A 24,679-nucleotide genomic window follows, 5' to 3' on the forward strand; every position below is an offset into this window, starting at 1 on the left:
TAAAACCAATGAAAAAGGAGATGTATTCATGGAGATGCTATCAATTGAAAAGGAACTGCAGGAAAATTCTTATCCGGGACGCGGCATCATTATTGGGAGAAGCGCAGACGGTACGAAGGCAGTGGCCGCTTATTTTATCATGGGCAGAAGCGTTAACAGCAGGAACCGTGTCTTTGTAGAGGACGGCGAGGGGATACGTACACAGGCATTTGATGATTCAAAGCTGACGGATCCAAGCCTGATCATCTACGCGCCGGTCCGGGTGCTTGGCAATAAAACGATAGTGACGAATGGCGATCAGACAGATACGATTTATGAGGGGATGGACAGGCAGATGACATTTGAGCAGTCACTGAGAAGCCGTGAGTTTGAGCCGGACGGTCCGAACTATACACCTCGTATCTCAGGTATCATGCATGTGGAAAATGGCGGCTATAGCTATGCGATGTCCATATTGAAAAGCAACAATGGAAGCCCTGAATCATGCAACAGGTTCACCTTTGCATATGAGAATGCAGCTCCCGGAGAAGGCCATTTTATCCATACGTATATGCATGACGGTAATCCGTTGCCAAGTTTTGAAGGTGAGCCGAAGCTCATCGCCATCCCCGACGATATGAATGCATTTACAGATATGTTATGGGACAGCTTGAATGAGGACAACAAAGTATCGTTGTTTGTCCGTTATATTGACATAGCGGCAGGCACGTATGAAACGAATATCAGAAATAAGAATCAGTAAGGAGCAGGAGACGAATGAAAGAGTTAGAGTTGAAATACGGATGTAACCCGAACCAGAAACCATCCAGAATCTATGTGGCGGACGGCAGCGAACTGCCGATACAGGTATTGAACGGAAGACCTGGATACATTAATTTTATGGACGCGTTCAATGGATGGCAGCTCGTCAGCGAGCTTAAGAAGGCGACGGGCCTTCCCGCAGCCACATCGTTCAAGCACGTATCCCCGGCAGGAGCTGCGGTAGGGCTTCCTCTGAGCGATACGCTTGCTAAGATATACTGGGTAGATAATCTGGGTGAACTGTCTCCGCTTGCCTGCGCGTACGCAAGGGCGAGGGGTGCCGACCGTATGTCATCCTTCGGTGACTTTATATCTCTGTCCGATGTCTGTGACGCGGACACTGCTCGGCTCATCAAGAGGGAAGTATCTGACGGCGTCATCGCGCCTGGATATGATGCCGAGGCGCTGGACATATTGAAGCAGAAGAAAAACGGCAGTTATAATGTCATACAGATTGATCCGGATTATGTACCGGCACAGCTGGAACACAAGGAAGTATTCGGTATCACGTTTGAACAGGGGAGAAATGAACTGAAGATCGAGGATGGTTTCTTTTCCAATATCGTGACAGATAACAAAGAGCTTACGGATCAGGCTAAGATGGATCTGGCAATCTCTATGATTACGCTGAAGTATACCCAGTCTAATTCCGTATGTTATGTAAAAGACGGCCAGGCGATTGGCATCGGCGCAGGGCAGCAGTCCAGGATACACTGCACGAGGCTTGCCGGCACGAAGGCGGACAACTGGTGGCTGCGGCAGTCGCCTCAGGTGCTGGATCTGCCATTCGTTGATACAATCAGGCGTGCAGACAGAGATAATGCTATCGATCTATACATCGGCGAAGACTACATGGATGTCCTCTCTGATGATGCATGGCCGAACATCTTTAAAGTAAAGCCGGACGTGTTCACGGCCGAAGCAAAACGGGCATGGCTGGACAAGATGACGGGCGTGTCCCTCGGCTCCGATGCGTTCTTTCCGTTCGGAGACAACATCGAGAGAGCTCACAGAAGCGGCGTAACATACATTGCTCAGCCGGGAGGCTCCGTAAGAGATGACAATGTTATCGATACATGCAACAAATATGATATGGTCATGGCCTTTACAGGGATCAGGCTGTTCCACCACTAGAGCAGGTGACGGAGGCAGGTAGTCCGGCCGTTGCAGTACAAAGCTGCAGCGGCCGGATATTTTTTTGCCGCAGCATGGAGGCGGCATTAGATTTTGTCAGGGCAAAAGCAGACGGCAGGTAATTGATATTTTACATTGAAAATGTTATGATTATCAGGGCGGAAAGCCCATGCATACAGGAGAAGACAATATTTGGATAGAAAGTGGTGTGACAGCATGAACGAGTATGATGTGATTATAATAGGGGCAGGTCCATCCGGGATATTCTGCGCATATGAGCTTATGGAAAAGAGGCCTGGCATGAAGGTGCTCGTTGTTGAAAAAGGCAGATCTATCGAACAGAGGCAATGTCCGAAGCGGAAGACGAAAGTGTGTGTCGGGTGCCAGCCATGTTCTATAACGACAGGATTTGCAGGTGCGGGAGCCTTTTCCGACGGAAAGCTGTCCCTCTCGCCGGATGTAGGTGGGACGCTACCGGATATACTCGGGTATGAGAAGGCGGAGGAGCTGATACACGAGGCGGACGGCATATATCTGAAGTTCGGGGCGGACGAGAAGGTGTATGGCATCGAGGACCATGAGGCCATTGAAAATATCAGGGCAAAAGCGATACGAGCGAATCTGAAGCTCATCGAATGCCCGATCCGTCATCTTGGGACGGAAGAAGGATATAAGATATACACACGGCTCCAGGACCACTTGATAAAGCAGGGCGTGGAGATACGGTTCAAGACGATGGTAAAGAACATTATCGTCAGGGACGGCGCCGCCAGAGGGGTCGTGACAGAGGACGGAGAAGAATTCTATGCGCCGGAGATTGTAGCAGGAATCGGCAGGGAGGGCTCCGAATGGTTCTCCCATATCTGCAGAGAGCATGGAATCGAGACGAGGAACGGCACCGTCGATGTAGGTGTCAGGGTAGAGGTGCGCGACGAGATTATGAAAGAGCTGAACGAGAAGCTGTACGAAGCCAAGCTCGTCTATTATACGCCGACGTTTGATGATAAGGTACGTGTATTCTGCACCAATCCGTCCGGGGAAGTGGCGACAGAATATTACGATGAGGGCCTGGCAGTCGTCAACGGCCATGCATACAAGTCTAAGGACAGGAAGACAAACAATACGAACTTTGCACTGCTCGTGTCGAAGAACTTTACAGAGCCGTTCAAATCCCCAATCGAATATGGCAAGCATATCGCACAGCTCGGGAATATGCTGTGTGACGGGAAGATACTGCTGCAGAGGTACGGAGACTTCCGAAGGGGAAGAAGGACGACGGAAGAGAGGCTGAACCGGAACAACATCGTGCCGACACTCAAAGACGCGGTACCGGGAGATCTGTCTCTCGTATTCCCGCACAGGATTATGGTAGCCATAGATGAGATGATACAGGCGCTTGACAAGGTTACGCCGGGCATCGCTTCGGACGAGACGCTTTTATATGGAGTAGAAGTTAAGTTCTACTCCAACAAAGTCGTCGTAAATGATGCATTCGAGACGAGCATACGCGGGCTGCGCGCCATGGGCGACGGGGCCTCGATTACGAGAGGGCTGCAGCAGGCGTCGGCGAACGGGCTGCACGTGGCAAGAAGCATATTGGATACGGAAGGATAAGATTTTCAAAGGGAGGTGCTGCGCGAGGCACCTCCTGCTTTTTTGTCTGAATGGGTTGTATATTGAGAAAAAAACTTATATAATAGTAAAGGCGCAATTGCTGATTGTGCAAAAAAAACGGTAAATATGTCAAATGACATGAAGGAGACTTTTATTATGGGTAAATATTTTGGAACAGACGGATTCCGCGGAGAAGCCAATGAAGTATTGACGGTGGAGCATGCTTTTAAGGTGGGCAGATTTCTCGGATGGTATTACGGACAGGACCATAAGGCAAAGGTTGTCATCGGAAAAGATACAAGAAGAAGCAGCTACATGTTTGAATATGCTCTTGTAGCAGGCCTGACAGCGTCAGGGGCTGACGCATATCTTCTGCATGTAACAACGACTCCAAGTGTATCTTATGTGACGAGGACAGATAATTTTGACTGCGGGATCATGATATCCGCAAGCCATAATCCGTTCTATGACAACGGTATCAAGGTCATCAACGGAAAAGGCCATAAGCTGGAGGCAGAAGTAGAAGAAAAGATAGAGAAATATATTGACGGCGAGACGGGAGAGATTCCACTTGCCAAGCAGGAGAAGATTGGCCGTACGGTAGATTACGCTGCAGGAAGGAACCGCTATATCGGATATCTCATCTCTCTGGCCACCCGTTCCTTCGAAGACATGCGCGTCGGGCTTGACTGTTCTAACGGAAGTGCATTTGCCATAGCAAAAAGCGTGTATGACGCGCTTGGGGCGAAGACTTACGTCATCAATAACGAACCGGACGGGACCAATATCAACACGAACTGCGGATCTACCCATATCGAAGTGCTGCAGGAGTATGTGAAAGAAAAGAAGCTGGATGTGGCGTTCGCCTATGACGGTGATGCAGACCGGTGTATCGCTGTTGACGAGAACGGCAGCGTAGTGGATGGAGACCTTATCCTCTACATATGCGGGAAGTATCTCAAGGAAAATGGTCGGCTCAACGGCGATACGATTGTTACGACCATCATGTCTAACCTGGGACTCTACAAAGCATGTGACAAGGCAGGGCTCAGATACGAGAAGACAGCAGTCGGCGACAAGTATGTGTATGAAAATATGGTACAGAACAACTTCTCCCTCGGAGGAGAGCAGTCCGGGCATATCATCTTCAGCAAGCACGCGACAACGGGAGACGGCATCCTGACCTCCCTCATGGTCATGGAAGTCATACTGGAAAAGAAGATGAGCCTGTCCAAGCTGGCAGAGGAAGTGAAGATATATCCGCAGCTACTTAAGAACGTGCGCGTGTCAGATAAGAAGACCGCAAGAGAGAATCCTGAGGTCGTCAAAGCGGTCGAGGCAGTTGCAGAGGCGCTTGGCGATGATGGGCGTATCCTTGTCAGAGAAAGCGGCACAGAGCCGGTCATTCGCGTTATGGTGGAAGCTTCAACGGATGAGCTGTGCGAAAAACATGTCAATGCGGTCATCGATGTGATGGAGCAGCAAGGGCTCGTAACAGGTTAATACAAAGGAATACGGACACAGGGCAGACAGCCCGGGATGGCAGAGAGCCGGCATCATGGCCGGCACCGCCGCCCGGGCTGTCTGCCTTTTGCGGTAAGGCAGCTGAACAGATGCTTGACAGAAATAAAAAAGAAGATTAAAATAGTTCATTAGAGAACGGTTCTAAAAAGAACTATAAACAGCACCGGAATAAGCCGAAAGGAGAAGGAAAAATTATGGACACAGGGGAACTATTGGCTGTAACGCACCGGTTTGATATCTTCTACAGCCGGAAGATTACGGAAGTGGCTCAGAGATACGGGATGACCAAAGCAGAAGCAGATGTGCTTCTCTTTCTCTATAACAATCCCGGATATGATACCGCCCGGGATATCGTGGAGATCCGCCATATTGCCAAGTCATACGTATCAAAGGCTGTCGAGCTGCTCATACAGAAGGAATGTCTCGCTGCCGAAGAGGACGGCAAAGACCGGAGGGTGATTCGTCTGAGGCTTCTGCCTGGGGCATCCGGCGTAATAGGGGAAGGAAAAGCAGCACAGAAAGCCGTAACCGATGCAGTGCGCAGAGGGATTGAAGAATCGGATCTGAAGGTATTTGAAAAGGTTCTCAGACAGATGTGCAGTAATATAAAAGAAGAATTGGGGGATGCATTATGATAGCGAAGATCGTAGTCTGCCTGGCAGCGGGGATGGGGGCAGGAATCGGCACAGGGCTGGCGGGACTGTCAGCCGCTGCGGTGATATCGCCGATGCTCATCACCTTTCTCGGCTTTGGCGCGTATGAGGCCGTGGGAATCGCGCTGGCATCGGATGTGCTGGCATCGGCAGTGTCGGCATATACATACGGGAAACATAAGAATCTGGATATAAGAAATGGTATCGTAATGCTGTGTGCTGTTCTTGCATTTACGATGGTGGGAAGCTATATCGCCTCCCTGCTTCCGAATACGACTATGGGCAGCTTTTCCGTATTCATGACATTGCTGCTCGGGATAAAATTTATTGTCAGGCCCGTAATGACGACCACAAATAAGCAGGAAGAAAAAAGCAGAAGGACGAGAATCATCCAGTCCGTCCTGTGTGGCATGGTGATAGGTTTCATATGCGGCTTTATCGGCGCCGGAGGCGGTATGATGATGCTTCTTATGCTCACCGGCATTCTAGGATATGAGCTGAAGACCGCTGTGGGAACAAGTGTATTTGTCATGGCTTTTACCGCATTCACAGGCGCTGCTTCTCATTTTTCTATCAGTGGAAACCTGCCCGATATCCCCGCGCTTGTGCTATGCGTCCTGTTCACCTTTGCCGGGGCACAGCTGGCGGCGCGCTTTGCCAACAAGGCACCGGCCAAGACGCTGAACCGGGCGACCGGAGCCGTGCTCACTGTACTCGGCCTGGCCATGGTCGGCGTCAAATTTTTATAACTGACGCTATATAGCCTGGATAATGCAGCCCATGTCTTTTGCAATGGAGGCTATATGGAATGGAACCCCTTGCCGATGATCTCGCTCGTATTCGAAATGAGCATGAATGCCTCCGGGTCATGTTCTTTGATGAAGTTCCTCAGCTTGACAGCCTCCATCCTGTTCAGGGCAGTGAAGATGATATACTTGTCCTCGCCCGAAAACGCACCTTGAGCAAGCACGATAGTGGCGCTCCTCTTTAGAGTGTCATTGATAAAGTCGCAGATTGGCTCTGGATTATTGCATACGACGTTAAAGTATTTGGACAGGTTCAGGCTTTCCATAAAACCGTCTATCATAAAGGAACGCACGGCAAGCCCGAGGAAGGAATAGAGTCCTGTCTCTATATCGAACACGAAGCAGCCTGCTAGCGTAATCACAAAATCGGTTGCCAGAAGCGCCTTGCCTATATCCGCGCTTGTGTATTTTTTCATGATCATGGCAATGATATCAGTACCTCCGCTGGAGGAGCCGATATTAAACAGAACTGCAGAACCAAGGGAAGGCAGCGCGATTGCGAATGCCAGTTCCAGTACAGGCTGGTCTGTCAGCGGATGGGTCAAAGGATAGATACGCTCCAGCAAGGAGAGGCAGACAGAGAGCAGTATGCTGCAGTATGCCGTCTTTGCCGCAAATTTCTTCCCAAGAATGACAAATCCGATGACGAGTAGTATCATATTGGCGATAAAGGTAAAGTCGCTGGCGGAAATTATGCCTGATTTGGCGACGAGCACAGCCAGTCCGGTAATACCTCCGAAAGTAAAGTTGTTGGCAAACTTAAAAAAGTAGATGCCTACGGCCATGATGAGAGTGCTGCCCGTAAGCAGGGCAAAGCTTTTTGCTTTTGATTTCATCTGTACATTCCCCAATGCATATTTGTTTTGAATTCATGAAGATTGTAACGCCGGCATATGGAAAAGTCAACGGAATAATGATATATTTACATTATGTGCGGCCGGCAGGGATATGCGGCTAAATGTGATATAAATTACGTTAGAAAAGAGGTCTTTGACAATGAAAATGTTCCAGCAGAAATCCAGAATCGAAAAGCTTGATTCCGCAGAAGCCTTTGTAAGAGAATACGGCATTGGAAATAGTGATTTTATACTTGCAAGCAGGACCATCTACGACAAGTATTTCAAACCGCTTGGACTGGAAGCGTACGTGAGGTATAAGGACAGCTACGGAAAGGGCGAACCGACAGATAGTATGATGGCTGCCCTGGCTGCCGACTTCCGTTCTTCCGGATGTACGAGGATTACGGCAATCGGCGGAGGAGCTGTCATAGATATGGCGAAGCTGCTCGTCCTGGACGGGGAAGCTTCGATAAAGGATATCTTCCAGAAAAAGGCGGCCCTCAATAAGAAATATCCGCTTATCGCAGTACCAACGACGTGCGGTGCGGGGTCAGAAGTATCGAATGTAACTATCACCGAGATGACGGATCTGCACAGCAAGCTTGGGCTGGCTGCGGATGAACTGTTTCCGGATGACGCGGTGCTTATCCCTCAGCTTCTGAGCGAGCTTCCGTATTCTTTCTGGGCCACAAGCGCGATAGATGCATTCATCCATGCCATAGAGTCCTTCGTGTCACCAAAGGCAAACTTGTATACCGAGATGTTCAGCAAGAAGGCGATGGAAATGATTATCGCCGGTTTCCGGCAAGTGGCGGCGGACGGACCGGATGCACGGGAAAGGCTTATGGAGGAATTCCTGACGGCAAGCAACCTGGCCGGAATCGCTTTTGGCAATGCAGGCACGGGTGCAGTGCATGCGATGTCCTATCCTTTAAGCGGCGTGTACCATGTGACGCACGGCGAAGCAAACTACCAGTTCCTCACGGCTGTTTTCAGCGCATATCAGAGATTCAGGCCAGAGGGCAGGCTGAAGGAACTGAATGCATTCCTGTCAGACTTGCTGGACTGCGGGCAGGAAGAAGTATACACCGCACTTAAAAATCTGCTGGATAAGATTATAAAGAGAAAGCCGCTGCGGGAATATGGGATGAAGACAGAAGAGATAGAAAGCTTTGCAAAAAATGTGGAGGAGAGCCAGCAGCGTCTGCTGAACCAGAGCTATGTAAAATTTTCCTGGGAACAGATGGCAGAAATCTACAGCCAGCTATATTAGGCAAACTGGAATCATAACATTTGAATCGGCACATAATATGCTCCATAAGGAGGATTGAAATATGTATAATTGTCTACCGATTACAGATGTATACGCAAGAGAAATATTAGATTCCCGCGGGAATCCTACGATAGAAGTAGAGGTACTGGCAGGTGAAGGGCATATCGGGCGCGCCAGCGTGCCTTCCGGCGCGTCGACCGGACAGTACGAAGCAGTAGAATTAAGAGACGGAGGCGACCGTTACGGCGGCCTCGGTACGGAACGGGCGGTGAATCATGTCAATACGATCATCGCTCCGGTGATTATCGGGATGAATGTCTTTGGGCAGGCAGAGATTGACGACGCGCTCATTCATCTTGACGGTACAGAGAACAAGAAGAATCTGGGTGCGAATGCCCTGCTGGGCGTGTCGATGGCGGCTGCCAGGGCTGCCGCCGAAGCGCTTGGACTGCCGCTGTATGCTTACCTTGGCGGTGCCAATGCCAAAGAGATGCCGGTTCCGATGATGAATATCATGAACGGCGGAAAGCATGCGGACAACACAATCGATATACAAGAGTTCATGATTATGCCGTCCGGTGCATGCTGCTTCCGGGAAGGCTTACGGATATGTTCTGAGATATACCACACGCTTAAGAAGAACTTGAAGAAAGAAGGGTACAGCACGGCAGTAGGAGATGAAGGAGGCTTCGCCCCCGATCTTCCGGATGCGCGGGAAGCGCTACGCTTTATCACGGACGCTATCCGTATGGCAGGCTACAGTCCCGGAGAAGAGGTCGTGATTGCGCTTGATGTCGCGGCAACGGAGCTCTATGACCGCAATTTCAAGAAATACGTCTTTGAAGGGGAAGGCAGGATGCACGGTTACAAGGTTATCCGCTCTGTGGAGGAGCTGATCGACTACTATGAAGACCTTGCAGAAGAATTTCCTATCGTGTCCATCGAAGACCCGCTGGATGAGGAAGACTGGGAAGGTTGGGAACTGCTCACGACTAGGCTCGGCCTCAACATGCAGCTCGTAGGGGACGACCTCTTTGTGACGAACACGAAGCGTCTTGGCAAAGGCATCGAAACAGAAGTCGCCAATGCCATTCTGATCAAAGTCAACCAGATTGGGACGCTGACAGAAGCGTTTGACGCGATAGAGATGGCGAAGAGTGCCGGATACAGGACAATCATATCGCATCGGTCAGGAGAGACAGAGGACGCAATCATTGCGGACATCGCTGTCGCGTTCAATGCAGGACAGATTAAGACGGGTGCGCCGTGCAGGTCGGAACGTGTTGCGAAGTATAACCAGCTCCTCCGTATCGAGGAGAGGCTTGGGGATACGGCCAAATATGAGAATCCCTTTAAATCTGATAATTAATCTGCCGGACGATATTTTTTAAACGCTTGTATACAGTAACAATCGAAATTTAACTTGCCATATTCATCCCGTTGTGCTAGAATAAACATGGTTTATCCGCAGGAGGTGTTTGAAGTGGAGATTTTAAAGACGATATTATTGATTATATTTGCAATAGACTGTATCGCACTGGCAGCTATCGTGCTGCTGCAGGAAGGAAAGTCTGCCGGGCTTGGAACGATTGGCGGCATGGCCGATACGTACTGGGGCCAGAACAAGGGACGTTCTATGGAAGGGGCGCTCGTCAAGTCGACCAAGTTTCTTGCGATTCTGTTCATTGTATTGGCGGCAGTGTTGAATTTAAAAGTATTTGCTTAAGAGAAGTATTTTTTATGGAATTGATGGGACACTCTTGTAAAAGAGTGTCTTTTTATTCCTGTTACAGTCATTTGCCGAAAGGAGCGTGCACGATGGATAAAGCGTTTGAAAAGAGGAAAAAGGTGGTATATGATTTATTATGTGATGAATTATATGTCCCGATGAAGTTCAAGGAGCTTGCCATGCTGCTGCAGGTTCCGAAAGAACAGAGGAAAGAATTAAAAGAGGTGCTGAAGTCGCTGGAGGAAGAAGGCAAGATCCACCAGACGAAGAAGGGCAAATACCGTAAAGGTGAGGCGAAGCATCTGACCGGAGTCTATCAGGCCCACCAGAGGGGCTTTGGTTTTGTTGCCGTGGAAGGTGAAGAGACGGATATCTTTGTGGGAGAGGACGACACGAACGGAGCGTTCAACGGCGATACGGTAGAAGTTGCCATAACAAAGGAACCGGACGGGAAGAGACGTGAAGGCAAGATCATCAGGGTCGTATCCCGTGGAGTTACGAGGCTGGTAGGGCTGTATCAGATGAAGCAAGGCAAAAACTATGGCTTTGTCATACCCGACAATCAGCGCTTCATCCAGGATATTTTTATTCCGGAAGAGAAATCCAAAGGCGCCGTAGACGGACACAAGGTAGTTGCAGAGCTGACATTTTACGGGGAACCGGGTCGTAAGCCGGAAGGGAAGATCGTGGAGATTATCGGGCATGTCAATGACCCGGGCACCGATATCATGTCCATCGTCAAGGGGTACGACCTGTCGGTGGAATTTCCGGAGAAGGTGCTGAACCAGGCGGAACGTACAGCAAAGCCGGTCAGTGAAGCGGATATGGCAGGCAGGAAAGATATCCGGGACTGGCAGATGGTGACAATTGACGGCGAGGACGCCAAGGACCTCGATGATGCGGTGTCTGTCACAAAAGAAGGTGACAGCTACATCCTCGGCGTGCATATTGCCGATGTGACAAACTATGTGCAGGAAAACAGCGCCCTCGACCGGGAGGCCCTGAAGCGTGGGACAAGCGTGTATCTTGTGGACAGGGTTATCCCTATGCTGCCCCACACACTCTCCAATGGCATCTGTTCCCTGAATGCGGGTGAAGACAGGCTGGCCTTAAGCTGTATTATGCGAATCGACGGCAAAGGGCTTGTCGTGGACCATGAGATTGCAGAGACGGTGATTCATGTAGATGAAAGAATGTCATATACGAGCGTAAGGAAAATCCTTGCCGATAAAGACGAGGAAGAAATAGTACGCTACCGGAACCTTGTACCGATGTTCGAGCGGATGCAGGAGCTGTCGTCCCTTCTGCGAAAGAGACGGCAGAAGAGAGGCTCGATTGATTTCGATTTTCCGGAAACGAAGATGATACTCGATGAACAAGGAAAGCCGGTGGATATAAAGCCTTATGAACGGAATGTGGCTACGAAGATCATAGAGGATTTTATGCTCCTTGCTAATGAGACGGTGGCTGAGGATTATTACTGGCAGGAGCTTCCGTTCGTATACCGCACCCATGAGGCGCCGGATGATGAGAAGATAAGGGCTCTGGCCACGTTTATCAATAACTTTGGCTATTCCATGCATATCGGAGCGAATGAAGTACGGCCAAAAGAGGTACAGAAGCTGCTTGCCAAGGTGGAAGGTTCGCCGGAGGAGGCGCTTATCAGCAGGCTTGCGCTGCGTTCTATGAAGCAGGCGAGGTACACGCCGGACAACAGTGGGCACTTTGGGCTTGCCGCCGGATATTATACCCATTTTACTTCCCCGATACGGCGGTATCCTGATCTGCAGATTCACAGAATAATAAAAGACAGCCTGCGGGGACGTATGGATGGAGAAAAGACGGAGCATTACAGGAAAATACTTCCGGAGGTGACAAAGCACGCAAGTGAGATGGAACGCAGGGCCGACGAGGCGGAGCGTGAGACGATCAAGCTCAAGAAGGTGGAATATATGGAAGAGCACCTGGGTGAGGTATACGAGGGTGTGATATCCAGTATAACAAAATGGGGCATGTACATCGAGCTGCCCAATACGATAGAAGGCCTTGTCCATGTGGCCAACATGACGGACGACCATTATGAATATTATGAAAGCCGGTATGAGATGGCCGGGATCCACAAGGGTAAAGTGTTCAAGCTTGGCCAGCGCATATCTGTCCGTGTCACAGGTGCAGACAGGCGGATGCGGACGATTGATTTTGAGATTGCAGATGAAGGAGAGATGGGAGATGGCGAAGAGTAATGGGAAGATGATAGCCAATAATAAGAAGGCGTATCATGATTATTTTATCCTGGATACTTACGAGACGGGCATAGCTTTGCACGGGACGGAAGTGAAATCCCTGCGCATGGGCAAATGCAGCATAAAAGAGTCGTTCATCAGGATAGAGGACGGAGAAGTATACATCTATGGCATGCACATCAGCCCGTATGAAAAGGGGAATATATTTAACAAGGACCCGCTCAGGGTCAGAAAGCTGCTGCTCCATAAGGCAGAAATCAACAAGATGCTTGGCAAGACGAAGGAGAAAGGTATTGCGGTAATCCCTCTGAAGGTGTATTTTAAAGGAAGCCTTGTGAAGGTTGAGATTGGTCTTGCCAAAGGGAAAAAGCTATATGACAAACGCCAGGACATTGCGAAAAAGGATCAGCAGCGGGAAGCCCAGAGAGATTTCAAGGTGCGCAACCTCGGATAGAAGGTGGCATCTGCGGACAAGATGGAGGATATGAGATGGTACCTGTTAAGAAAGAAGACCTGCGGAAGCTGGTCACACAGACTACGGTAGAGACTTACGAAGAACTGACGCCACAGCTCATTCAGCTGATAGAAGGGACAAGACACGATGAGAAACTGACAGAAGCGCAGAAGCAGGATGAAATATCACTGCATATGATGGGGTATATCAAATCGTGCACGAATGAAATCATCATCGAAGTGCTGTCAGAGATTCTGGGACTTACAGAATAAGGATACGGAGGATAGGAAATGGGATATTGTGTTAAATGTGGTACAAAAGCTGCCGATGGGACAAGATACTGTCCCCAGTGCGGAGCAGAGATACCCTCACAGGGACGTCAGGATTATACATATGGACCGGACATGAATCAACATGGATACTATGAGCAGGGTAATAGAACTGCGGGTACGGGCTATGAGAGCAGACAAGATGGCGGAGCATATTTTGACATGGAAGATGTGCGTACGAATAAAGCCATGGGGGTACTGTCGTATCTCGGCATATTGGTACTGATACCGATACTTGCAGGAAACAAGAACTCGGAATATGTCAGATTCCACACGAACCAGGGGCTCGTACTCTTCATCGTGACCGTCGTAGTAAATCTGCTGTCCGGCAATTGGGTGTTCGGGTTTCATTCCTTTATCAATTTCGGAGGATGGTGGTTCGGCTGGATCTTCGACCTCATCGAACTTGCATTATTTATCATAGCAATCATGGGTATCGTACATGCATGCAGAGGAGAAAGAAAAGAGCTGCCTATTATCGGGCAGATTCATCTGCTCAAGTAAAATGATAGCCGGCAGGGAGACGGGGCATCTGCCCCCGCTTCCCTGCCGGCTATCTGCTGCCATCCGATTACTCAATAGTAATCAGCTTAGGCTGTTCTTCCACCTTCTGCACCTCTTTCGGAATCTGCAGAAGAAGTACGCCGTCTCGGAAGGACGCTTTGATATCATCCTGGGTTACCTTGTCCCCTACATAGAAGCTTCTGTTGCAGCTTCCTGTATAGCGCTCTTTGTGCAGGCAGTTTCCTTTCGCGTCTTTTTCTTCCTTTGTCTCATCCCGGTTTGCCGTGATTGTCAGGTATCCGTCTTTTAGATCAGCCTTGATATCCTCTTTGGCATATCCGGGAAGTTCCATCTCAATCATATAGCTTCCGTCTTTTTCATGGATGTCCGTCTTCATAATCTGAGAAGATGAATTCTCGAACGGGCGGGAAAAGAACGGATCCTTAAACATATCATCAAATAAGTTGTTAATACTTCTGTTTGCAAGTAACATAAGTCATTCCTCCTTGTTTATATATATTGTTGTATTTGTTTTATCTGCTATACATTATATATAACACTAATTGTTAGCACTGTCAAGAGGTGAGTGCTAATTATTTTAAATTTTAGGCGGCCCTTGACATTTATTATATCTCAACATATAATTAATTATGCAAAAGATGTCTGTAGGCCAGTTACACGATTATCAGGGCTTGTACTGGTTTCGACGGGGGTCTGGAAGTTGGAGAAGCCATCCGTAGCGGGACACTACGTTAAAAGTTCCAATTAAATATAAACGCAGACAATAGAGAATTAGCGTACGCAGCCTAATTAGGCTGTAGTCGGCCTTAGGTTTTCCACCGCTTAAGAAACCGGCTTCAAACAGGTGGAGCACTTCGTTCTCAAAGCTTTGAGGGAATGGAAGAACTTATGAAGCTACTAAAACCGGAAGCCTGTCATTAGGCGGCCGGCAGAGGGAATGTCAATATAATGACTGTGATGGGAGATGCTTCGATGGAGGGGCTTTCGGACGCGGGTTCAACTCCCGCCAGGTCCATTTGAAAAACGCCGTTGTTACGGCGTTTTTTTTTGTGGCGTATGCCGAAAGAAATGGGCTTGATAAATACAGACAAAGCACCGGCGGTGGAAATCATTTTTATATGTTTGATTCATATTGGTATTTCCAATAAAATGAAAGATGGTTTATATAAAAAGAGCATTACTCGATAAGCCAACGAAAAATTTGTTTGATAAGATGTTATTAAAAGAAATAAGGAGGTGCAAAATGATGCACGCATGGGAAGCAATTCAAAAATCGGTTGACTATATAGAAAATCACTTAACAGAGGAAATACCAATAGACAAACTGGCAGATATCGCCAACTTGTCGCCGTTTTATTTTCAAAGGCTTTTCTCTCGCTTAGTGAAGAAACCTGTCTGTGAATATATGAAACTTCGTAGATTGGCCAAAGCAGTAAGTGACCTAAAAGAGAAAAACTGTCGTATACTTGACGCTGCATTGGACTATGGTTTTTCCAGTCATGCCAGCTTTACAAGAGCGTTTAAAGAAACGTATGGTATTACACCCGATGAATACCGTACAACGGGCGTCCATCTCAATCAATTTGTAAAACCAGAGTTGATATTAAATTATGTAATGGTTGATGAGAATGTTCCGATAGTTACAGAGGGTATTGTACTTGAAGTCACACGCAAGCAATTAGCTAGGCCACGAACTTTTATTGGAATTGCAAAGGAAATACCTGTTTCAGAGTTACTGGGCGGCACAGATACAAGCGTTTCATTTGCCGCAAAACTATGGAATGAATTTCATGAGGTAAAACCTAAAATTCCGCATTTGCTTGCAGATGGAAATGAATTTGGTGCGCTTTATATGGGCAAAGCTAAGGAGGGCTATTGCACCTATATGGCAGGGGCAGAAGCCGGGCATGGTTCTGCCGAAGATGGATTTACAGTCTTTGAACTCCCAAGTGCAGAGTATCTCGTCTGCGGATTTGAAGCGGAAAGTTTTGAAGAATTAACAAATTCTGCTGTATATAAAGCGCAGACATTTATGTCGCACTGGATGGAGAAGCACAATTTGACTACTACTGATTTTGCGGGAGAAATGTATTATCCTGCCACAGGTGGTTGTGCATATATGGAGCATTGGATGCTGCCAATACCAATTAAATGATGAAATAACTATCTGCCCTCTTTTTAAAGCACGGCGGTAACACCGCACTAAGGCAGCTCCCCTTATTCAGTTTGTTGTTGATACTGTTTTAATAGCAGCCACCTATACGGCGTTTTTTGTTATGTGCTGGTATACCTGGCGTAGGAAGCCTACCCTGCCTGAGACAGGTAGTTGTAGAGAATGTCGATGAATTCTCCGTTTGCCGGCTTCTGTTTGAGCTTGTAACCGGCAATTTTTATCAGAAGTTCGCGGTTGCCTTTGTACCAGCAGTTTGTAATAGCAGTGCGGATACAGTGTTCTACGTTGTCCCTGGAAGTGCCGAAATGTTCTGCGATATCTACATACAGTGTCTTGTAGACAGAGAGCAGGTATTCTTCACTTGATAAGCAGAGCTGTAACGCGTAGAGGAGGAAATGGAATCCCTTCAGCGTGGACCGTACACCGAGCTTCAATAATAGTATTCTTATCTTTTGCATAATGCCTCCTTGTGACCTTACGGATATATTGTAATCAATACGTGATCAAAAGGAGGATAGCGGACATAAACAGACTATAACAAGTCATAAACGACGATAATAGATGATAACAGAAATGTTACTATATAAAGACAACGGATAAGCATGGCAAGCGCTTTTTTCGGACCTGACCGGATATTCCAGGTCCCGGAGCTTAAAACTCCGGGACTTTTCTTTGCGCGGTATGGTATAATACAAGAATCAGACGGTGGACAAAGGGCACAATAACAGATAATGAGGAAAGGGGGTTGGCTATGTCGGATAAGATTCTGCTCGTTGATGATGAAAAGGATATCGTAGACCTGCTGGAAGAGACATTATGTATGGATGGCTCCTATGAGATACGGAGAGCTTACAACGGCGGGGACGCGTTACGTATCTGTAACGAGTTTGCACCGGATGTCATCATACTGGACATCATGCTCCCCGATATCGACGGTCTTGAAGTATGCCGCCAGATACGTGGCTATTCCTATTGTTCTATTTTGTTTCTGTCTTCCAGAGATGATGATATTGACAAGATCCTGGGCCTGTCAGGCGGAGGTGATGACTATATCACGAAGCCATTCAGTCCCAGGGAAGTAGCATTTCGTGTAAAGGCACAGCTTCGCAGGCAGAAGTATCAGGATAATGGTAAGGAGCAGCCAGAGAAGCCGCTGACAGCTGGAAGGCTGACGATAGACCGTGAGGGCTGCCGGGTGTTCAAAGATGGAAAAGAGCTGGAACTTACCGGACGGGAATTCCTTCTATTGTCATATATGGCTGAAAATGCAGGAAGAATCATCAGCAAGGAACAATTGTATGAGAGGGTGTGGGGGGAGTACAGCAGCATCTGCGACAACACGATTATGGTCCACATACGGCATATACGTGAGAAGATAGAAGATAACCCGTCTGATCCGCAGCAGCTTGTCACAGTGAAGGGTCTGGGGTATAAGTTGAAGAAAAGGACTGATTAGATGAAAAGAACCGGATACCGAACAAGCCTGCACATCTATAGCATGTTCCTGCTCTCCCTGACAGGGATACTGATTATAGCAGCGGTGCTCTTCTTTATGCTCATTACGGTCAGAAAGGCGGATGGGACCATTGTCAGGAGCGACTGGCCGGAACGCTTTACAGACAATTTTGAAGAGCAGATTATCTTTATCGATGATAAGCCTCAGATAACACAGTCCGGTATAGAGCAGCTTCAGAGAGAGCAGCTTGGAATCCAGGTAATAGATAGGGATGGCATAGAGCAATTTGGCTACAGAAAGCCGGAACAGGCCGCCGCAGGTTATACGGCCTCAGATTTGATAGCTATATACAGGGACGGGCATCTGGCAGACAGAAAAGAGGCATCCCTCATAGGGGAACTTGCAGACCGCAATTACACGTACATCATCCATTTCCCCACAGCGGTCACGAAGGTTACCATGCAGCTGAGCGGAGAGCACTTTATAAAAGGCAGGACAATTGTATTAGTGCTTGGCAGCATATTGCTCGGCGTAATCATCATATCCGGTATGGCATACGGCTATTGGATGACGCGCATGATGGGACACGTGACGGATGCAGTCAAGGATATCGCCCGGCGTTCCTATCTATCCGTGGAGGATGATGGGATATTCGGCGATATATATGACAGCCTGAACCGGCTGGATGCAGAAATCAAGAGCAGCGACCGGATAAGGGAGCAGACAGAAAGCATGCGCAAGGAATGGATAGCTAATATCACCCATGACCTCAAGACGCCTTTGTCCCCGATAAAAGGATATGCGGAAATCATGCAGGAGGATAGCAGTACGGATATGCCGGGGCGGCACAGGAGGTATTCTGCAATCATATTGAAAAATGTCTCTTACATGGAGCAGCTCTTAGACGACCTGAAGCTGACATACCAGTTGGAGAGTGGTTCAGTTCTGCTGGACAGACAGAGGACGGATCTCGTCCGTTTTCTGAAGGAAACGGCCATCGATATTAGGAACACGCCGGAGTATGAGGACCGCAGCATCCAGATGGAGACCGTTCAGGACGACATATATTTTTGTTTCGACAGGAAGCTGTTCAGGCGGGCGTTCAGCAATCTCATCATCAATGCCTTCATCCATGGGGGCGAGGATGCAGGCGTTACCATCTGCACGGTGGCTGACGGGCATGAGATACAGGTTATCGTGTCAGACAATGGTGCAGGTATGTCTGAAGAGGACGCAGGCCGACTGTTTCAGAGATATTACCGGGGTACGGATACAGACGAGAAACCGGAAGGGACCGGTCTTGGACTGGCGATAGCAAAGAGTGTCATAGAAAGCCATGGGGGGACAATCGCGGTTCGCAGCGCACCGGGTGCAGGTACAGATATAATCATTATATTTAAGGTTAATTAAGGCAGGATACAAGTTAGATTAAGGCTGGCAGTTTATCATCTTATCATGATAGCTGTCAGCTTTTTCTATGGCTTGAAAAGAAAGAAGGTGCGTCTTGAAGATCATAATAAAATATATACTTACCAATATGAAAGAACGGAAGGTACGTACGGTTGTGATGCTGCTGTCTGTTCTCCTGTCGTCCTCGCTGCTGTTCGTGTCCTTTTCTATCGGTGCATCTTATGAAAGTGCACAGCAGAAGATGGCGCGGGGGATGTACGGGGATGCGTCCATTTCGGTAACTGCTCTGAATGGTTCCGTAGAACTAAAAGACAATACGGTTCCGGATATCCCTGAGATTAAGGCTAAGGCAGGGATACTAAAGCAGGCGGCGATGTACAGCGAGGGCGGATATTATGAGACCGTGGACCTGGTTTCGGCTCATCTTGAACAGCTGAATCAGATCAACAGACCGCGTATGTTGGACGAAAGCAGCATAACTGGTTTTTCCGGGAATCAGATAATCCTTCCGGACAGGTTCACGTCCAAGTTCGGGATAAGCAGAGGCGATACGGTTACGCTTCTCATCAACAACATTCCTGTCTCTTTTGAAGTGTTTGGCATAGCTGCATACGATACGCTGTTTCTCAGGCAGACAAGAGGGGCAACCGCTCTCGTACCGCTTGACGTGCTGACAGATATGGCGCAGCAGACGCAAAAGTACAGTGAGATACTGCTTGAACCGGCAGATGGCGTGACGGCCGGTGAACTGAAGTCCTGTCTGGATGATAAGCTGCCGCAAGACCGCTATCATGTATCTGAGACAGTTAATGAAGCGCAGATTGCTGCAGATGCAAGGCAGAAATCCATGCCCTTTTTCCTGATCAGCTTTTTCGCCCTGACGATGAGCGTATTTATCATCTACAGCAGCTATAAAGTGATAACGCTGGACCGGCTTCCGGTTATCGGTACCTTCCGCAGCATCGGAGCAGAAGAAAGGACGGTGACGTCTATCCTTCTGGCAGAGAGCGTCATCTATGGGCTTACAGGAGGACTGATTGGTATCCCTGTGGGGACGGCTATCCTGAAAGTGATACTGCATGGACTGGGGGACGGGCTGGCACAGGGGATAGAGATACCGGCCGTGATTACGCTGCCTGCCATCTCCATATCTATTGCCGCGGCTGTCATAGTCTCGCTTCTGAGCTCCTGGATTCCGGTCCGCCGGGCGGGCCGCCTGCCGGTGAAGGAAGTGGTCCTCGGGACGGTAGAAGAAAAGAAGAGGCCTGTGCGACATACCGTTGCCATAGCTGCCATACTCGGTATCGTCTCTATCGTGCTGCCCCGTATTGCTCCGGAAAAGATGCTGTATCCGGCCGGAGGACTCTCTCTTCTTGGCCTGATAGCTGCAGCCATACTTTTTATTCCGTCTTTCACGAATCTTGCGGCGAGGGGGATGGAGCGGATTTATGGAACCTTATTCGGTAATGAAGGGATGCTGGCCGCGCGCAACATGAGGAACAATAAGAACGTTACGCAGAATATCACATTGCTCTTTATCAGCATCTCTGCCGTAATCTCTATCAGCGCCGTCGGGAACTTCGTGACATCCTATATCAGCGATGTCTTTCAGGGGGCAGCGCTTGAAGGATTTGCAGACGGTTCTATGGACGAAGATTTTGTAAGGCAGGTAAAAGGGTTTGAGGGCATGGAGGAGGTCCTTCCCGTACAGGTGCTGGACGACCGCGTGCACGGGGAAGGCATTTCGTTTACACGGCTGGAGGCTACGGATAACCTGAAACGCTATAGTTCCATGTTCGCTCTTCATTATACAGACGGCAGGGAAAGGGAAAGAGCGATATCTGCATTTGGGGAAAATGAGAGGGCTATGCTGATAAGCGAAGACGCTATGAAGAAAATGAAGCTGGCGGCAGGCGATTCGATCTCGCTGTCAGATGGTTCCCATACGGCTGCGTACAGAATTATCGGCAGCTATAAGTCACGGGCGACAGACGTGGAGGCTGTCATACCGTCTTACTGTGCAGTACAGGACTTTGGAGCAGAGGGATATGATTTTCTCGCATATACGGCAGCCGATCCGGATGCGGTGATGGTACAGATCCGCAACCTGTTCGGGGACACGCCGAACTGGAGCCGTACGGTGGAAGAGTTCAATGCGGACGCGGCCGGTACCGTAGGTACGTTCCTGCAGCCCATGCATAGTATGACTTATTTCATTCTACTGATGGCCGCGGTAGGAATCGTCAATAATCTGCTGATCAATTATATGCAGAGGAGGCGCGCGATAGCCATGTATAAGTCGGCAGGGCTCAGCAGCAGGCAGAATGTAAAAATGATGCTGATTGAAGGGGTGTCTGCCGGACTGATCGGCGCGGCAGCAGCCATGGCGGTATCATATATGGAGATACAGACAATCTTTATCGTGGCAGGACCCAAGATTTCCATCAGGCCAGATCTGGATGCCGCCATATTCCTGACAGCAGGAGCCATGGGTATCGTGGTTACGGCTGCAGGCTCGGTTGTCCCTATATTAAAGAGCCGTCATATGAAGCTGGTGGAAGAAATTAAATTTGAATAGACAGACTGGAGGACAGGCGTATGAAGGAATATAGCAGTATTGCTGCTGTCGAGGGCAGAAATATAACAAAAGATTTTATGGTCGGTGGTGTGGTTTCCAATGTACTGAAGGGAATATCCCTGAAGGTCATGCAGGGGGAATTCGTATCTGTCATGGGACAATCAGGTTCCGGCAAGAGCACGCTTCTCTATATCCTTGGAGGGCTTGATACGCCGACGGATGGTTCTGTATATATAGACGGAACAGATATATGCAGCTTCGATGACGCAAAGATGAGCAGGATAAGAAGGCAGAAGATAGGATTCGTGTTTCAGTTCTATAATCTTATCCCGAACCTGAATGTAGAGGAAAATATTATGCTTCCGCTTCTGCTCGACGGAAAGAAGATACGTGATTACAGAGAGCAGCTTGACCATATCCTGGATGTTGTCGGGCTGTCCGACAGGAGAAAGCATACGCCGCGCCAGCTGTCGGGCGGGCAGCAGCAGAGGACGGCCATAGCCCGTGCGCTTATCGGCAGCCCTGATATCCTGTTTGCAGATGAGCCTACCGGCAATCTGGACAGCAGGACCGGGGCAGGCATCATGCGTCTGTTAGAGGACATCAACCAAAACAGCGGGCAGACGATTATAATGGTGACGCATTCACAGGAAGCCGCGGAAAGCAGCAGCCGGATCATAACCGTGCGGGACGGGGTGCTTGCATAGCATATAACTAAAATGGCAGCAGTCGATTATTATTTTTTTCCATCTATGTTGTAATTACAACATACAAGTCTTTAGGAATGTATTATAATATATCAAGAAGGTCACCGTAAGGAGGAAATGAATATGGTACGTAAAATAATACAGATAGATGAAGAGAAATGTAATGGCTGCGGGCTGTGCGCCGAGGCCTGCCACGAAGGGGCCATCGGTATGGTTGACGGCAAGGCGAAGCTGCTGCGGGATGATTACTGCGATGGCCTGGGAGACTGCCTGCCGGCCTGCCCGGCAGGAGCCATCACATTTGTAGAACGCGAGGCCGCGGCATATGATAAAGAGGCAGTCAGGCAGAATATGAGGAAGAAGGAGCAGAAGCAGGCGGAAGCACTGCCATGTGGATGTCCGGGCAGCCAGTCGAGGCAGATAGCCAGAGAAGCGGTGCCTGAGGCGATGCGCCGGACCCCCTCGGCATCTCAGCTTCGGCAGTGGCCGGTGCAGATTAAGCTGGCGCCTGTGAACGCGCCATATTTTGAGGGTGCTCATCTCCTTATAGCAGCGGATTGTACGGCATATGCCTACGGCAGCTTCCATCAGGATTTTATCCGGGGCAAGGTGACGCTGATCGGCTGTCCGAAGCTGGACAGTGCAGATTACAGTGAGAAGCTGGCTGAGATTATCAGGCACAACGATATCAAGAGCCTGACCGTAGTAAGAATGGAAGTGCCATGCTGCGGAGGCATCGAACATGCTGCCGTATCTGCATTGAAGGAGAGCGGCAAGTTTATACCATGGCAGGTAGTAACGATATCTACAGATGGAAGCATATTAGAATAGCGTGAAACTTTAGCTTTGAAACAAGGGCTTGCTCCGAACGAAGAGGGCAAGCCCTTAGAAGTGGTTATTTTAAAGGAATACAAAATTCGCACAGGTGGTCAGCGATCTTATCCGCCGCGTAGCGTTCGATAACAGGCTTGCCATAATCTACAGCCAGGCCTTCTGTCAGTTCTGCGATATCCCGCCAGAAAGCTATGACAGCCTGATTCGTATGAGCGGTTTCATATATTGCGTATGTCCCATCGTCAATGCATCTCTTGTTCAGGCTTATGTCCATATCATCCTTAATGATAAGACCCACATCGTATCTTAATTCCTCTTGGGGCGTTGCTGCCGGGTCATCTAAGGCGATTCCCAGCAGAACCGTATCTGCACCAAGCAGATGATTGTTTTTTAGATAGTCTTTGAACTCCTCCATCAATAATTCATTCTTAACGCCATATTCGCCGATATTGCGCATATAAGCTATCGTGATATTTTTAAATTCTTCTATTTTCATCTTATTTTCTCCATTCATTTATCTATTGACGTCGACTTCAACAACTAAAGGATAGTTTCTTATAAAAATTTTTTCAATAACTTTTTTAAAAAATAATTCATTCTTTTGAATAAAATCGTAACAAATATGTAACAATTGTAATAAATAGAAAATATCTGAATATAATTAATTAAAACAATTTTAAAATATTGTTATTTTCAGGAGGGTATAAATTTATGAATTCTAAAAGAAATGTAGGGCTTCTGGTAACACTGCTCACCGTTACGTCACTGTTTACCGCAGGGTATTCCAGCGAGGCGATGGCGGACGCATCAGAAACTGTACCGGTATCTGCGGATGTAAATATAGATAAATATGCATCCCGGTTTATGGACATGAAAGAGATGACCCAGAAGATAATAGAAGAACAGCAGAGGATCGCAGAAGAAAAGCGTATTGCAGAAGAAAAAAGGATTGCAGAAGAAAAGAGAATCGCAGAAGAGAAAAGAATCGCGGAAGAGAAAGCAGCCCAGGAAAAAGCAGCCCAGGAGAAAGCAGCTCAGGAGAAGGCGGCCCAGGAACAGGCGGCTCAGGCAGCACAGGCCCAGGCAGTTTCTGCAAGCCAGTCAGATCAAGATCTTCTGGCCGCAATCATATATTGTGAAGCCGGAAACCAGCCGTATGAAGGACAGGTTGCAGTAGGCGCGGTCGTGATGAACAGGGTAAGAAGCGGAGTATTCCCGAATTCCATCCGGGACGTCATCTATCAGTCAGGACAGTTCGGTCCGGCAGTGACGGGCTGGCTCGACCAGGTTCTGGCTTCAGGCGGCTATACAGATACCGCCAGACAGGCGGCGGCAGACGCCCTTGCGGGATCTAACCCGATAGGTGGCTGCCTGTATTTTGACCAGGGCGGATCAGGGATGCAGATAGGGGCACATTACTTCCACTAAATGTGGGTTTAAGTAAATTAGGCTGCGGGCGGAGAGCCGGGTGGCATCTGCTCCGATGCGTCCGAGGCTCCGACTATTTCACGTAGCCCTAACCCTGCGGAATGCGCGCCGATTGCGGCTTACATCCCGCAGGATAAGGGCTACGGAAAGGATTCTCCGCCTCTTCCGC

At 48.6% G+C, this 24,679-nt stretch carries 24 protein-coding genes and 1 other RNA gene; 21 read left to right on the plus strand and 4 right to left on the minus strand.

Annotated features, from left to right (window positions below; translation table 11 throughout):
* Positions 1–28 precede the first annotated feature (28 nt).
* From HJV72_RS02400 to HJV72_RS02425, 6 genes are all read left to right on the plus strand, one after another.
* On the plus strand, positions 29–742 hold the full coding sequence (locus tag HJV72_RS02400) for an IMP cyclohydrolase (RefSeq protein ID WP_208068346.1): 714 nt from the start codon (positions 29–31) through the stop codon (positions 740–742).
* A 14-nt stretch (positions 743–756) separates the two neighbouring features.
* Positions 757–1,935: a phosphoribosylaminoimidazolecarboxamide formyltransferase gene (locus HJV72_RS02405; RefSeq protein ID WP_208068348.1), complete on the plus strand. Its 1,179-nt coding sequence runs from the start codon at positions 757–759 to the stop codon at positions 1,933–1,935.
* Between the two features lie 216 nt (positions 1,936–2,151).
* Positions 2,152–3,549: an NAD(P)/FAD-dependent oxidoreductase gene (locus HJV72_RS02410; protein WP_208068392.1), complete on the plus strand. Its 1,398-nt coding sequence runs from the start codon at positions 2,152–2,154 to the stop codon at positions 3,547–3,549.
* A gap of 156 nt (positions 3,550–3,705) precedes the next feature.
* Positions 3,706–5,052 (plus strand): phosphoglucosamine mutase, encoded by a 1,347-nt coding sequence (gene glmM, locus HJV72_RS02415; RefSeq protein ID WP_208068349.1) that lies wholly within the window; start codon positions 3,706–3,708, stop codon positions 5,050–5,052.
* A 215-nt stretch (positions 5,053–5,267) separates the two neighbouring features.
* A complete protein-coding gene (locus HJV72_RS02420) occupies positions 5,268–5,708 on the plus strand; it encodes a MarR family winged helix-turn-helix transcriptional regulator (RefSeq protein ID WP_208068351.1) in 441 nt (146 codons plus the stop codon).
* Complete coding sequence (locus HJV72_RS02425; protein ID WP_208068353.1) at positions 5,705–6,475, plus strand: sulfite exporter TauE/SafE family protein; 771 nt, start codon at positions 5,705–5,707, stop codon at positions 6,473–6,475. The genes HJV72_RS02420 and HJV72_RS02425 overlap by 4 nt, the downstream gene beginning before the upstream one ends.
* 50 nt (positions 6,476–6,525) lie before the next feature.
* Here HJV72_RS02425 and HJV72_RS02430 read toward each other — a convergent pair whose 3' ends face one another.
* On the minus strand, positions 6,526–7,368 hold the full coding sequence (locus HJV72_RS02430) for a YitT family protein (RefSeq protein ID WP_208068355.1): 843 nt from the start codon (positions 7,366–7,368) through the stop codon (positions 6,526–6,528).
* A 160-nt stretch (positions 7,369–7,528) separates the two neighbouring features.
* Between HJV72_RS02430 and HJV72_RS02435 the strand changes: the two genes are divergently transcribed.
* The 7 genes from HJV72_RS02435 to HJV72_RS02465 all read left to right on the plus strand — a co-directional run bounded on the left by HJV72_RS02435 (position 7,529) and on the right by HJV72_RS02465 (position 13,903).
* Entirely contained in the window at positions 7,529–8,644 is a 1,116-nt protein-coding gene (locus HJV72_RS02435; protein ID WP_208068357.1) for a 4-hydroxybutyrate dehydrogenase, read from the plus strand.
* A gap of 61 nt (positions 8,645–8,705) precedes the next feature.
* A complete protein-coding gene (gene eno / locus HJV72_RS02440) occupies positions 8,706–10,013 on the plus strand; it encodes a phosphopyruvate hydratase (RefSeq protein ID WP_208068359.1) in 1,308 nt (435 codons plus the stop codon).
* 114 nt (positions 10,014–10,127) lie between these two features.
* A complete protein-coding gene (gene secG / locus HJV72_RS02445; protein WP_040435760.1) occupies positions 10,128–10,370 on the plus strand; it encodes a preprotein translocase subunit SecG in 243 nt (80 codons plus the stop codon).
* 92 nt (positions 10,371–10,462) lie between these two features.
* Positions 10,463–12,616 carry a ribonuclease R gene (rnr, locus tag HJV72_RS02450; protein WP_208068360.1) on the plus strand — a complete coding sequence of 718 codons (2,154 nt, stop codon included), beginning with the start codon at positions 10,463–10,465 and terminating at the stop codon, positions 12,614–12,616.
* A complete protein-coding gene (gene smpB, locus HJV72_RS02455; RefSeq protein WP_066579354.1) occupies positions 12,603–13,070 on the plus strand; it encodes an SsrA-binding protein SmpB in 468 nt (155 codons plus the stop codon). The genes rnr and smpB overlap by 14 nt, the downstream gene beginning before the upstream one ends.
* A 35-nt stretch (positions 13,071–13,105) precedes the next feature.
* Positions 13,106–13,342 (plus strand): hypothetical protein, encoded by a 237-nt coding sequence (locus tag HJV72_RS02460; RefSeq protein ID WP_208068362.1) that lies wholly within the window; start codon positions 13,106–13,108, stop codon positions 13,340–13,342.
* An 18-nt stretch (positions 13,343–13,360) separates the two neighbouring features.
* Positions 13,361–13,903, plus strand: coding sequence for a zinc-ribbon domain-containing protein (locus HJV72_RS02465; RefSeq protein ID WP_208068364.1), 543 nt, complete (start codon positions 13,361–13,363; stop codon positions 13,901–13,903).
* A gap of 67 nt (positions 13,904–13,970) precedes the next feature.
* On the opposite strand, the gene HJV72_RS02470 is transcribed toward HJV72_RS02465, so the two are convergent.
* Entirely contained in the window at positions 13,971–14,396 is a 426-nt protein-coding gene (locus HJV72_RS02470; RefSeq protein ID WP_066579349.1) for an Hsp20/alpha crystallin family protein, read from the minus strand.
* Between the two features lie 195 nt (positions 14,397–14,591).
* On the opposite strand from HJV72_RS02470, the gene ssrA reads away from it, so the two are divergent.
* Positions 14,592–14,942, plus strand: a transfer-messenger RNA (tmRNA) gene (gene ssrA, locus HJV72_RS02475).
* A gap of 225 nt (positions 14,943–15,167) precedes the next feature.
* Complete coding sequence (locus tag HJV72_RS02480) at positions 15,168–16,079, plus strand: AraC family transcriptional regulator (RefSeq protein WP_243765487.1); 912 nt, start codon at positions 15,168–15,170, stop codon at positions 16,077–16,079.
* A 149-nt stretch (positions 16,080–16,228) separates the two neighbouring features.
* Here HJV72_RS02480 and HJV72_RS02485 read toward each other — a convergent pair whose 3' ends face one another.
* A complete protein-coding gene (locus HJV72_RS02485; protein ID WP_208068366.1) occupies positions 16,229–16,555 on the minus strand; it encodes a sporulation initiation factor Spo0A C-terminal domain-containing protein in 327 nt (108 codons plus the stop codon).
* 293 nt (positions 16,556–16,848) lie between these two features.
* Between HJV72_RS02485 and HJV72_RS02490 the strand changes: the two genes are divergently transcribed.
* The 5 genes from HJV72_RS02490 to HJV72_RS02510 all read left to right on the plus strand — a co-directional run bounded on the left by HJV72_RS02490 (position 16,849) and on the right by HJV72_RS02510 (position 23,079).
* On the plus strand, positions 16,849–17,553 hold the full coding sequence (locus HJV72_RS02490) for a response regulator transcription factor (protein ID WP_208068368.1): 705 nt from the start codon (positions 16,849–16,851) through the stop codon (positions 17,551–17,553).
* On the plus strand, positions 17,554–18,963 hold the full coding sequence (locus HJV72_RS02495) for a sensor histidine kinase (RefSeq protein ID WP_208068369.1): 1,410 nt from the start codon (positions 17,554–17,556) through the stop codon (positions 18,961–18,963).
* Positions 18,964–19,057: 94 nt separating this feature from the next.
* The gene (locus HJV72_RS02500; protein WP_208068371.1) at positions 19,058–21,541 is read left to right on the plus strand and encodes an ABC transporter permease; all 2,484 of its coding nucleotides are present in this window, start codon (positions 19,058–19,060) and stop codon (positions 21,539–21,541) included.
* Between the two features lie 20 nt (positions 21,542–21,561).
* On the plus strand, positions 21,562–22,248 hold the full coding sequence (locus tag HJV72_RS02505) for an ABC transporter ATP-binding protein (protein WP_208068372.1): 687 nt from the start codon (positions 21,562–21,564) through the stop codon (positions 22,246–22,248).
* Positions 22,249–22,371: 123 nt separating this feature from the next.
* Complete coding sequence (locus HJV72_RS02510) at positions 22,372–23,079, plus strand: 4Fe-4S binding protein (protein WP_208068373.1); 708 nt, start codon at positions 22,372–22,374, stop codon at positions 23,077–23,079.
* A 64-nt stretch (positions 23,080–23,143) separates the two neighbouring features.
* On the opposite strand, the gene HJV72_RS02515 is transcribed toward HJV72_RS02510, so the two are convergent.
* Positions 23,144–23,578, minus strand: coding sequence for an AraC family transcriptional regulator (locus HJV72_RS02515; protein WP_208068374.1), 435 nt, complete (start codon positions 23,576–23,578; stop codon positions 23,144–23,146).
* Between the two features lie 215 nt (positions 23,579–23,793).
* Here HJV72_RS02515 and HJV72_RS02520 point away from each other — a divergent pair, with 215 nt between their 5' ends.
* Positions 23,794–24,510 carry a cell wall hydrolase gene (locus HJV72_RS02520; protein WP_208068375.1) on the plus strand — a complete coding sequence of 239 codons (717 nt, stop codon included), beginning with the start codon at positions 23,794–23,796 and terminating at the stop codon, positions 24,508–24,510.
* Positions 24,511–24,679: the final 169 nt, after the last annotated feature.

The sequence above is a fragment of the Extibacter sp. GGCC_0201 genome, assembly GCF_017566055.1.
Lineage (GTDB): Bacteria > Bacillota > Clostridia > Lachnospirales > Lachnospiraceae > Extibacter.